Annotated in this window: 13 protein-coding genes and 1 pseudogene; 6 read left to right on the plus strand and 8 right to left on the minus strand. The window is 66.3% G+C overall.

Annotation, left to right across the window (positions count from 1 at the left end; genetic code table 11):
- From ACFDSW_RS11555 to bfr, 5 genes and pseudogenes are all read left to right on the plus strand, one after another.
- A pseudogene (locus tag ACFDSW_RS11555) lies at positions 1-493 on the plus strand (acetyl-CoA carboxylase biotin carboxylase subunit); the annotation flags it as partial.
- A gap of 99 nt (positions 494-592) precedes the next feature.
- A complete protein-coding gene (locus ACFDSW_RS11560; protein ID WP_375250440.1) occupies positions 593-1,390 on the plus strand; it encodes an enoyl-CoA hydratase/isomerase family protein in 798 nt (265 codons plus the stop codon).
- A gap of 98 nt (positions 1,391-1,488) precedes the next feature.
- Entirely contained in the window at positions 1,489-2,691 is a 1,203-nt protein-coding gene (locus ACFDSW_RS11565; RefSeq protein WP_375250441.1) for a DUF418 domain-containing protein, read from the plus strand.
- 77 nt (positions 2,692-2,768) lie between these two features.
- The gene (locus tag ACFDSW_RS11570) at positions 2,769-2,939 is read left to right on the plus strand and encodes a bacterioferritin-associated ferredoxin (RefSeq protein ID WP_375250442.1); all 171 of its coding nucleotides are present in this window, start codon (positions 2,769-2,771) and stop codon (positions 2,937-2,939) included.
- Positions 2,940-3,038: 99 nt separating this feature from the next.
- Positions 3,039-3,554 (plus strand): bacterioferritin, encoded by a 516-nt coding sequence (gene bfr, locus ACFDSW_RS11575; protein ID WP_375250443.1) that lies wholly within the window; start codon positions 3,039-3,041, stop codon positions 3,552-3,554.
- A gap of 90 nt (positions 3,555-3,644) precedes the next feature.
- Here the strand turns inward: bfr and ACFDSW_RS11580 are convergent, their stop codons facing one another.
- From ACFDSW_RS11580 to ACFDSW_RS11615, 8 genes are all read right to left on the minus strand, one after another.
- A complete protein-coding gene (locus ACFDSW_RS11580) occupies positions 3,645-4,055 on the minus strand; it encodes an Hpt domain-containing protein (protein WP_375250444.1) in 411 nt (136 codons plus the stop codon).
- A gap of 73 nt (positions 4,056-4,128) precedes the next feature.
- Positions 4,129-5,496 carry a ribosome biogenesis GTPase Der gene (gene der / locus ACFDSW_RS11585; RefSeq protein ID WP_375250445.1) on the minus strand — a complete coding sequence of 456 codons (1,368 nt, stop codon included), beginning with the start codon at positions 5,494-5,496 and terminating at the stop codon, positions 4,129-4,131.
- A gap of 45 nt (positions 5,497-5,541) precedes the next feature.
- Complete coding sequence (locus tag ACFDSW_RS11590; RefSeq protein ID WP_375250446.1) at positions 5,542-6,864, minus strand: PQQ-binding-like beta-propeller repeat protein; 1,323 nt, start codon at positions 6,862-6,864, stop codon at positions 5,542-5,544.
- Positions 6,861-7,577 (minus strand): tetratricopeptide repeat protein, encoded by a 717-nt coding sequence (locus tag ACFDSW_RS11595; RefSeq protein ID WP_375250447.1) that lies wholly within the window; start codon positions 7,575-7,577, stop codon positions 6,861-6,863. The genes ACFDSW_RS11590 and ACFDSW_RS11595 overlap by 4 nt, the downstream gene beginning before the upstream one ends.
- A 117-nt stretch (positions 7,578-7,694) precedes the next feature.
- A complete protein-coding gene (gene panB, locus ACFDSW_RS11600) occupies positions 7,695-8,573 on the minus strand; it encodes a 3-methyl-2-oxobutanoate hydroxymethyltransferase (protein ID WP_375250448.1) in 879 nt (292 codons plus the stop codon).
- 23 nt (positions 8,574-8,596) lie between these two features.
- The gene (locus tag ACFDSW_RS11605) at positions 8,597-9,016 is read right to left on the minus strand and encodes a hypothetical protein (protein ID WP_375250449.1); all 420 of its coding nucleotides are present in this window, start codon (positions 9,014-9,016) and stop codon (positions 8,597-8,599) included.
- Positions 9,017-9,043: 27 nt separating this feature from the next.
- The gene (locus ACFDSW_RS11610) at positions 9,044-9,406 is read right to left on the minus strand and encodes an ArsC family reductase (RefSeq protein WP_375250450.1); all 363 of its coding nucleotides are present in this window, start codon (positions 9,404-9,406) and stop codon (positions 9,044-9,046) included.
- Positions 9,407-9,572: 166 nt separating this feature from the next.
- Positions 9,573-10,208 (minus strand): TetR/AcrR family transcriptional regulator, encoded by a 636-nt coding sequence (locus ACFDSW_RS11615; protein WP_375250451.1) that lies wholly within the window; start codon positions 10,206-10,208, stop codon positions 9,573-9,575.
- Between the two features lie 68 nt (positions 10,209-10,276).
- On the opposite strand from ACFDSW_RS11615, the gene ACFDSW_RS11620 reads away from it, so the two are divergent.
- The coding region (locus ACFDSW_RS11620) for an acyl-CoA dehydrogenase family protein (protein ID WP_375250452.1) at positions 10,277-10,987 on the plus strand (711 nt) is incomplete at its 3' end.

A 10,987-nucleotide genomic window follows, 5' to 3' on the forward strand; every position in this document is an offset into this window, starting at 1 on the left:
CTTCATCGAGATGAACACCCGCCTGCAGGTGGAGCATCCGGTGACCGAGGCGATCACCGGACTTGATCTGGTGCGCGAACAGATCCGCATCGCCGAGGGGCATTCGCTGACGCTGCGTCAGGAGGATGTGATCTTCCGTGGCCATGCGATCGAATGCCGCATCAACGCCGAGGATCCCCGCACCTTCGCGCCCTCGCCGGGGCTGGTGAAGCAATATCACGCCCCCGGCGGCATGCACGTGCGCGTCGATAGCGGGCTGTACGCCGGCTACCGGGTGCCGCCCTATTACGACAGCATGATCGCCAAGCTGATCGTGTACGGCACCACCCGCGAGGGCGCGTTGCGCCGTTTGCGGCGCGCGCTGGAGGAATTCGTGGTCGAGGGGGTGAAGACCACCATCCCGCTGCACCAGGCGTTGCTCGACGATCCCGAATTCCGCGACGGCCATTATACGATCAAATGGCTGGAGGAGTGGCTCGCCAAACAGGAATGAGCCGCTGACCGACCGGGCGTCGGCGGGCCAGTGGCGCGGGCGCTTCCCCCTGAGGCCGCGGCGTGCCACGCTGCCGCGATCGAGGAGAGGGAGAGGCCTGTGGGCGACGACGACGATATCCGGTACGCGGTTGCGGATCATATCGCGACGCTGACGCTGAACCGGCCGGAGCGGATGAACACCATCTCCGCGCCAATGCTTGACCTGCTCGGCGCGCTGCTCACCCGGGCGAACGGCGATCCCGATGTCCGCGCGGTCATCCTGACCGGCACCGGGCGGGCGTTTTGCGCCGGTCTCGACCTCGCCAGCGCCTCCAGAGGCGAGGGGATCGGCTCCGCCGCCGCCGCGCATCCCCCGACGATCGATCTGCGCGCCGCCCCGCCGACGGTGCTGTTCGCCATGGATAAGCCGGTGATCGCCGCGCTCAACGGATCGGCGGCGGGCTATGGCATGGATATCGCGATCGGCTGCGATATCCGCGTGATGGCACAGGACGCCAAGCTGGCCGCAGCGTTCGTCAAGCGCGGCGTCGTGCCCGAATCGGGCGGCACCTGGCTGCTGCCGCGGCTGATCGGCTGGGCAAAGGCAGCCGAGCTGATCTTCACCGGCCGGACGCTGACCGCGGACGAGGCATTGCAACTCGGGTTGGCCAACCATGTCGTCGCCACCGCCGATGTCCCCGCCACCGCCCGCGCGATCGCGGCCGAGATCGCCGCCAACGCCCCGCTGGCGGTACAGGCGTCGAAGCGGATGATGCGCATGGGGATGGACGAACGCTTCGATACGCACGTCCAGCACGTCTATCTACAGCTGCTACCGCTGTTCCGCACCGACGACTTCCAGGAGGGTATCCGCTCGTTCATGGAAAAGCGCCCGGCGACGTTCATCGGCAGATAGCATCGGCAGATAGCGGGCGGCAGGGTCTCCATCGCCTTGCCGCCGCCATCTTGTGAAGGCATCGCGGCGACACGACAGGACCCACGCATGCCCCGCCGATGACCGATCGCCCCTCCCCCCGCATCGACCAGCTCGACTTCATCCGTGGCATCGCGGTGATGGGCATCCTGCTGGCCAACCTGCCCGCTTTCGGCCTGCCGACCGCGGCCTATTTCTCGCCACTGGCCTGGGGCGGCCATAACGGCGCGGATCGAGCCGCGTGGTTCGTCACCTTCGTACTGATCGAAGGGAAAATGCGCGCGATGTTCTCCCTGCTGTTCGGCGCATCGATGCTGCTGGTGATCGATCGCGCCGCGACACAGGGCGTGGCGGCCTGGCGCGTTCACGGCGCACGCATGGCGGCGCTCTTCGCGATCGGCTGCATCCACCTGTATCTGATCTGGTGGGGAGACATACTCACGCATTACGCGCTGGTCGGGATGATCGCGCTGCTCTTCATCCGGCTGCCGATACGATTGTTGCTGTTCGCCAGCATCGCCCTGTTGCTGATCGACGTCGCATCGGTCGGCGCCATCGCATCGTCGCTTTACGGACGACTGCCCGCCAGCCCCGCGCTGCACGCGGAAATCGTGCGCGGTTTCGGTATGCCGCCGCGCATGGACGTGCTGGCCGAAGTGGCCGCCTATCGCACCTCACTCACCACCGCGACCGACTACCGCCTGGCGCATGCGGGATCGCCGCTGGAGGGGCTGTACGTCTTCGGGGCGCAAACGCTCAGCGCGATGCTGCTCGGGATGGCCGCCTATCGCTCGGGCTTCCTCACCGGGCGCTGGTCACGCGCCGCTTACCGCCGCATCGCGATCGCGACGCTGGTCGTGACGCTCCCGGTCTATGCGCTACTCGCGCAGCAGACGATCGCCAGCGGCTTCGCCGCGCGGCAGGTGTTCCTCGCCTCGATCGTGCTGGCGCCAATCGGCCGACCGTTGACCGCGCTGGGCTATGTCGCGCTCGCGCTGCTGGCATATCGCCGCGACGGCGCGATCTCGCGCCGGGTCGCCGCCGCCGGCCGTGCCGCGTTCAGCAACTATCTGGGCACGTCGATCCTGGCCTTGCTGTTCTTCACGGTCGCGCACCGCTTCGGCACGCTCTCGCGCGCCGATCTCTACTGGCTGGCCCCGGTTACCTGGATGCTGATGCTCGCATGGTCGCGGCCGTGGCTGGAGCGATACGCCTATGGTCCGCTGGAATGGGCGTGGCGCTCCCTCGCCGGCTGGAAGATCCAGCCATTCCGCCGGCGCTAAATGCGAACGCGACGCAAATAGGCTTGCGAGACATTCTCATTATCGCTACGCAGGGATCAGTCTTTGGGGGATCCTCAATGGTCGTCTGCGTTTGCAATGCGATACGAGAATGTCAGGTTCGCCAAGCGGCGCGCTCGGGCGCGACCACGGCCTGCCAGGCGTATCGCAGCGTCGGATGCCAGGCGAAATGCGGGCAATGCGTGCCCTATGCCCGCGCCATCATCGAACAGGAACGTGCTGCTGCGTAGCGCTCGCAAGCGCCATTTTCCGCGGATTTCTGCGGTTTTTTGACTGTCCTCCAAGTGCCACGCGCGCTATCGTGCCGCCATTCCCGACTGGAGGCATGCATGAAGGGCGACCCCAAGGTCATCGATTTCCTAAACGAATCGCTGAAGAATGAACTGACGGCGATCAATCAATATTGGCTGCACTATCGGCTGCTCGATCACTGGGGCGTCTACAAGCTGGCCGAGTTTGAGCGGCACGAATCGATCGACGAAATGAAGCACGCCGACTGGCTGGCGGAGCGCATCCTGTTTCTCGACGGTCTGCCCAATTTCCAGTTGCTGGGACGGCTGCGCATCGGCGAAACGGTTGAGGAAGTGCTCAAGTCCGATCTCGCGATGGAGATCGAGGCGGTGGCCCAGCTCAAGGCGGCAGTCGCTTATTGTGAGGAAGTGAAGGACTTCGTCAGCCGCGAACTGTTCGCGCGGATCCTCGCCAGCGAGGAAGAGCATGTCGACACGCTGGAGCGTCAGTTCGAGATGATCGAGCGGATGGGCGTGCCCAATTACATCCAGCTCAACTCGATCAGCGAGCATGACAAACCCGCCAGCGGCGCCGCGCCTTATCTCAAGGCGTAAGCGTCGCTTCGGGCGCCCGGTTGCAACCGTCGACGCGGTATGCGCACCTCCCCGCGTGACCCATCATCCATGGTTCGCGGGGGGAGTGCCTCAACCGCTACGACGACCGAAGACGACCGGCTGGCGTGGTCTGACAGGATTGCACTGGCCGTCGATCGCCGACATCGTCCGCTCGAACAGCGTGCGCAGGGCGGCGACATCGGGGATGATTTCATCGGGCGCCTCATGGCGCTCGACACAGCGGCGGGCATGATCCTCGATACGCTCCGCCGCATCCCCCAATGCATGGGCGCCAAACTGCCGCGCCTCACCCTTCAGCGTATGCGCAGGGACCACGATCGCCGCGGCCTGGCCATCGCGCATCGCCATTTCGATCGCGCGCACCGACGCCGGACCGTCCTCGCGAAAATAGCCCAGGATGCGCGCGAAGGCGTTCCCCAGTTCGGCACGCGCGCGCGCCAGGGCCGCGCGGTCGATCAACTGCTCGTCTAGCTCCACCACGGCGCACCCATCGATCTTCCGTTCCAACGCGACGGATCGATGCTGCCGTAAAAAGGTGACTGCGACGTAAAGGTCAGCTGCGAAAAGGATTTTTTGGTGCGCGCAGCATCAGGCGAACCGGCACGGCGCCGAATCCCAGCTCGCGGCGGATGCCGTTGATAAGATAGCGTTGATAGCTGGTGGGCAGTTCGTCGACGCGCGTGCCGAACAGCACGAAGCCCGGCGGACGGGTCTTCGCCTGGGTCAGATACCGCAGCTTGATGCGCTTGCCCCCGGGGGCGGGCGGCGGATTGGCCTCGATCGCGCGCTCGAACCAGCGATTGAGCTCGCCCGTCCCCACCCGGCGCGACCATGCCTCCCGCGTGGCGAAGGCCGCCGCCATCAACTGGTCGATGCCCTTGCCCGTCGCCCCCGATACCGTCAGCAGCGGCACCCCGCGCACCTGCGCCAGTCCTTCGTCGAGCGCGGTGCGAACGCCGTTGAAGAGCTTCGACGGATTCTCCGCCACGTCCCATTTGTTGAGCGCGATCACCAACGCGCGCCCCTCCTCCAGCACGCGATCCGCGATCCGCAGATCCTGCGCCTCAAGGCCGAGTGTCGCATCGAGCAACAGCACCACCACCTCGGCGAAATCGACCGCGTGCAGCGCATCGGCGACCGACAGCTTCTCCAGCTTATCCTGCACCTTGGCGCGCTTTCGCATCCCGGCGGTGTCGATCAGCCGCACCTCGCGCGGGCCATCGGGGCCTTCCCATACCCAGTCGATCGCGATCGAATCGCGCGTGATCCCCGCCTCCGGCCCGGTGATCATGCGATCCTCGCCCAGGATGCGGTTGACCAGCGTCGACTTGCCCGCATTGGGACGGCCGACGATCGCCAGTTTCAGGGGCGCGGCAGGATCGTCGATATCGGCCTGCTCGGCCTCCTCCTCGGGCATCAGCCCGTCGAGGTGCGGCAGCAATGCCTCGAACAGATCGGCAATGCCTTCGCCATGCTCCGCCGACAATTGAACCGGATCGCCGAAGCCCAGCGCCAGCGCCTCGATCAGCCCCGCCTCCGCGGCGCGCCCCTCGGCCTTGTTCGCGACCAGCACGATCGGCGTGGACGCGCCACGCAGCCAGCGGGCGATCTCTTCGTCCAGCGGGACGATCCCGGCGCGGGCGTCGACCATGAACAGCGCGACATCGGCGACGTCCACCGCCGCCTGCGTCTGCTGCCGCATCCGGCCGGGCAACGTATCGGGATCCTCATCCTCGTAACCGGCGGTATCGATGATCCGGAAATCGAGGCCCAGCAAATGCGCGTCGCCCTCACGGCGATCGCGGGTGACGCCGGGCCGGTCATCGACCAGTGCCAGCTTTTTGCCGACCAGGCGGTTGAACAGCGTCGACTTGCCGACATTGGGACGGCCGACGATCGCGACGGTGGGAAGACGGGACATACGCCCCGCCTACGTCCCAATCGTCGTCAGGACAACCGCGCGTGATCACCGATAGGCGGCGATCGTGCCCTTGTCGCTCAACGTATAAAGCGTCTGGTTGGCAACGATCGGCGCCATCGAATAGGGATCCTTGCCCTCGATCGTCATCTGCACCGTGCCATCGCCGGGCGACAGCGCGACAATCTCCCCGCGCGAATTGGTCAGCCACAGCCGGTCACCCGCCAGCACCGGGCCAAACCACGTATAGGGATTGTTGCGCTTCTTCTCGTTCTTGAACGCCCGCAACTGGCTGATCCAGCGCACCTTGCCATTGGCGCGGGACAGGCAGACGACGCGCGCGTCATCGGTCACCGCGAAGATCCATTCGCCCGCGATCCACGGCGTCGAGATACCGGCGAGATTCTGTTCCCACAGCCGCTGCCCGGTGGCGATCTCCAGCGCGACCATGCGACCGCCCTGCCCGATCGCATAGACACGGCCATCCTCGATCACCGGATCGGCGTCGATGTCCGCGAGGCTGGATACCGAGGTGGTGATCGAGGTGCGCGACAGCGCATCCTGCCACAGCGTCCGGCCATTTTCGTAACGATAGGCGTTCAACTCGCCGCTGGAAAACCCGGCGACGATCGTCCCGGCGCTGGCCGCAGGGGCCGCGACACCGAAGACGCCCTGCGTCTCCAGGCTCGCGCTCATCGTCCAGACGACCTTGCCGTTGGTCTGATCCAGCGCATAGATCTGATTGTCCTGGCTGAGGACATAGACCTGCCCATTGGCGACCGTCGGCGCCCCGCGGAGCGGGCCGCCCGGCTTGGCCCGCCACAATATCGCGCCATCCGCCGCGTTCACCGCGACGACATCGCCCAGCCCGTCGGTGGCATAGACCTTGGCATCGTCGTAGCTAGCGCCCCCACCGAACCGCGCACTGCGGTTTTCGTCGCTGTCCGACAACGACTTCGACCACAATTTCGCGCCGGTATCGGCGGTGAAGGCATGGAGTGTCGCATCCACATCGACGGCGAACAGCTTGTTGTCCGCCACCACCGGCGCGGCAGCGAGCCGCGCGCGATTGTCGCCGCCGTCGATCCGCGCGGTCCATTGCCGCCGCGGACTGGCGCCGACCAACAAATGCCCCATGGATTTGGCGGCATTGCCGCCCGGCTGGCTCCAGGAATCATTGGCGACCGCGGTCGGCAACAGCACCTGGACGTTGGCGATCGCCTTGTCGACCTCGGCCGGATTCTCGGACATCAGGATCGGCACGCGCTGGCCTACGGTCGGCGTTTTCTTCGGCGCGCCCTTGAACACGCCGCACCCGCCCAGCCCCACCAGCGCGGCAAGCGCTAGGCCGGTCGCGAACCGAGTTTTCATTGCTTCGTCAATTCCTTGTTGGCGCTGGGAACGATGTTCCCGGCGGGTGCCACTCCCATGGAGCCGGCCATCTGAACCGCACGTTGACGCAGCGTGGCGGGCACGTCGCTGTCGGCGGCGATCCGCGACAGCATCTGCCCGGCGAGATCGCGCCGCCCCTGACGCAGATAGGCGATCGCGGTCAGCTCGCCCGCACTGCCCAGCCAGGGATTGCCCGCCACCGCCAGCGGGCGCATCCGTTCCACCACGACCTCAGGCTTCAGCGTGTCGAATTCCGCGTTGGTCTGCCGGATCAGCGCCAGATCGCGGAACGGCTGCGCTAGCGATCCGTCATTGGCGACGCTGGCGAACTTGGCCGCGGCCCCCTTCAGGTCGTTCTTCTGCAACAGAAGATCCGCCTGGGTGAAGATTGCGAGCGCGCGATAGCCGTCACGCTTCGATTGCGCGAGCTGCGCCAGTGGCGCCGAGGCCCCCTTGGTATCGCCCGCCTGCAGATCGTCATACGCCTTCTGCAGCTGTTCGCCCTCGCGCCCGGCCATTTCCTCGTTGCGATGCTGCCAGTAGAGGAACCCGCCGAAGGCAACGAGCACCAGGACGATCGCGGCGATGATCCAGCGCCAGTAATGACGCCAGATGTGCAGCGCCTGATCACGCCGCAACTCGTCGTCGACTTCACGCAGGAACGCTTCGTTGCTCTGGGGCGTCAGGGCCACCGATCACTCCGGATCAAAAAGGGGATGGGACGGGAGCGACGCGATGTAGCCGTCCCGGCGACGAAACGAAAGAGCCGCGACACGAAAGAACCGCGCCGCGAGCGATAGCCCCGCGGCTCAGTCGCGCGGGGCGTACACCTGATCGGCCGTCGGGAACGACCGTTCGCGCACCTCGGCGGCATAGGCGCGCACGCTGTCGCCGACGAACCCCGCCATATCGGCGTAGCGTTTCACGAAGCGCGGGACACGCTCGAACAGGCCCAGCATATCTTCCGCCACCAGCACCTGCCCGTCGCACCGCGCCGAGGCACCGATCCCGATCGTCGGCACGTCGATCGAATCGGTGATCGCGATCGCGATCGTCTCCACCACGCCCTCGATCACCACCGCGAAGGCGCCCGCCGCCGCCACGGCGCGGGCATCGCCGATGATCTTGTCCGCCTCTTCTTGGCTGCGGCCGCGCGCGCCATAGCCGCCGAGCGCATTCACCGCCTGCGGCGTCAGCCCGACATGGCCCATCACCGGGATACCCCGCTCGGACAGGAACGCGACAGTCGGCGCCATCGCCACCCCGCCCTCCAGCTTGACCGCCGCCGCGCCGGTTTCCTTGAGCAGATAGGCGGCGCTCTCGAACGCCTGTTGCGGCGACGCCTCGTAGCTGCCGAACGGCATGTCGATCACCACCACCGCGTGATAGCTGCCGCGCACCACCGCCGCGCCATGCGCCGCCATCATCGCCAGCGTCACCGGCACCGTCGAGGGCAGGCCGTAGATCACCTGGCCCAGGCTGTCGCCGACCAGCAGCAGATCGCAATGCGGGTCCATCAACTGCGCCATCCGCACCGTATACGCGGTCAGCATCACCAATGGCTCGCCCTGCCCCTTCGTCAACGCCGCCTTGCGCTGGCGCACCGCCGGCACGGTCAATCGCTTCATTGGTGCGGCGACGGGGTTGGCGCGGCTGGTGGCGGTGTCGATCGTGAAGGTCGTGGACATGAGGCGGTGGTACCCCGTCGCGCTCATCCGATCCATCCCCGCCGGCGCGCCATGTGGGACAAGCGGAGCGCCAACGCCGCGACCGCCAGGATGATCAACGGGAAATAGATCACCCAGACGCCCTTCACCGCGATGATATCGCTGGTCGCGAACAACCAGCCGAACTGGATCATTACCGCCACCAGCGACACCGTCAGCAACGGGATCGCCATCAGCGATCCCGCGAGCAGCGCCAGCCCGCCCAGCAACGCGCAGCCGGTCGCGACCGCATAATCCGCCATGTACCAGACCGGCAGCCCCGTGAAGAGCGCACGATCATAGTCGCTCGCGGGCCCCATGGCGTCCTCGCCCAGCCGGAACTGCTGCACGCATGCATAGACCCCCATGATCGCCCACAATGTGAACACGATCACCAGCGATTTGTACCACCACGGTCCGCGCATCCTGCCCCTCCCCATTCGTCGGACAGCCTAGGCCGGCACACCGCCCGCGAACAAGGCGGCATAACGATCCGGCGTGAAACCCACCTCGATCCCCCCGTCATGCGCCAGCACGGGGCGCCGGATCATCGATGGCTGCGCGATCATCAACGCGCGCGCCTTGGCGGCGTCCAGCCCGGCCCGCTCCGCTTCCGGCAGCTTGCGAAAGGTGGTGCCGGAGCGGTTGAGCAGCGCCTCCCACCCCCTCGCCTCGATCCAGCGATCGAGATGTGCCGGGTCGACGCCCGCCTTTTTATAGTCGTGGAACGTGTAGGCGACACCATGCGCGTCGAGCCACGCACGCGCCTTCTTCATCGTGTCGCAATTGGGGATGCCGTACAGAATGATCGCCATGTCATCGCCTTGCCGCTGCGGTGAAACTCGTCGTCGCCATAGCGTTTCGATCAGGCGTCGCGAAATAGCGGGCTCGCGCGATCGGATCGGGCTGTTCGGATAGAACAACGCCGTCGCCGCGACGCCGGGTCGAGACTGATCGAACGGCCGGAAGGCGCGGCAGGGATCAGCGCGGCGCGACCCCGGCGACCAGCAGGTCCACCATCTGCTCCGCCACCTGTTGCGCGCTGAGCGGCCCGTCAGCCGCGAACCAGCGGGCGGGCCAGTTCAGCGCGCCCGCCAGGGTAAACGCCAGCAGTCGCGTATCGGCTGGCGCGACCGAGCCGTCGGCGATGCCCGCAACGATCAGATCGCGTAGCGCGCTGTCGATCTCCCGCTTCAATGCCCGGAACCGCGTGGCACTTTCCGGTGACAGCGCCTCGTCGCCGGTTCGGATGACGCAGCGGCCGAAATCGTCCATGTTGATCCGCGCATAACGGATAAGGAAGTCGCGCAACCGGTCGATACCGCGCCCGGGCCGCGCGGACGCGATCGCCGCCGCCTCGCGCAATTGATCCAGACCGATCAGGACGCACTCCAGAAGCACCTGATCCTTGTTGCCCAGATAGTGATAGATCGTCGGCTTCGACACGCCGAGGCTGGCCGCGACCTCGTCCAGCGACGTGTCGTGAAAGCCCCGCTCGTTGAACATGCGCACCGCCGCGAGCAGCAGCGCCTCACGCTTGGCGGCACGGTTCGCCTGCCGCTGCGCACGGTCCGGAAAGGGCGAGGTCGGCGACAAGGGATCGGCCGGGGATGCCATACCCCAAGTTGACATGCGACCGATCGGAATGCAATCTACTCGTGAGTAGATAATGGTCGGATCCGTACATGATTCTTTCGGATGTGCAGCGCGCGATACGCGACACAGTGCGCGAAATGGCGCAGGAACAGATCCGTCCGCACAGCGCGCGCTTCGCGGAGGATGGGGGTTATCCCCGGCAGTTGTTCGAGGATCTGGCGCAGCTTGGCCTGATGGGCATGACCGCGCCCGAGCATGCCGGGGGCGCCGCCGCCGATTACGTCTCCTACGCCCTGGCGCTGATCGAGATCGCCGCGGCGGACGGCGCGCTGTCGACGATCGTGTCGATCCAGAATTCGATCATGGTCTCGGGTATCCTGAAGGACGGCACCCCCGCGCAACAGGCGCGCTGGCTGCCCGAGCTCACCTCGGGCCGGATGATCGGCGCGTTCGCGCTGACGGAAAGCGATGCCGGATCGGATGCCGCCGCGATCCGTACTACCGCGACGCGGGTCGATGGCGGATGGCGGCTGAACGGCGCCAAACAGTTCATCACCTCGGGCCGGATCGCCGGGGTGGCGATGGTGATCGCCGTCACCGATCCGGCCGCTGGGCGGAAGGGCATTTCCGCGTTCCTCGTTCCCACCGACACGCCCGGTTATATCGTCGACAAGGTGGAGCATAAGCTGGGCCAGACCGCGTCCGACACCTGTGCGCTGCGGTTCGAGGATTGCTTCGTTCCCGAAGAGTCGCTGCTGGGTGAGGAAGGGCGCGGCTATGCGATCGCGCTCGCCAATCTG

It is taken from the genome of Sphingomonas sp. (genome assembly GCF_042091075.1).
Taxonomy (GTDB): Bacteria; Pseudomonadota; Alphaproteobacteria; order Sphingomonadales; family Sphingomonadaceae; genus Sphingomonas.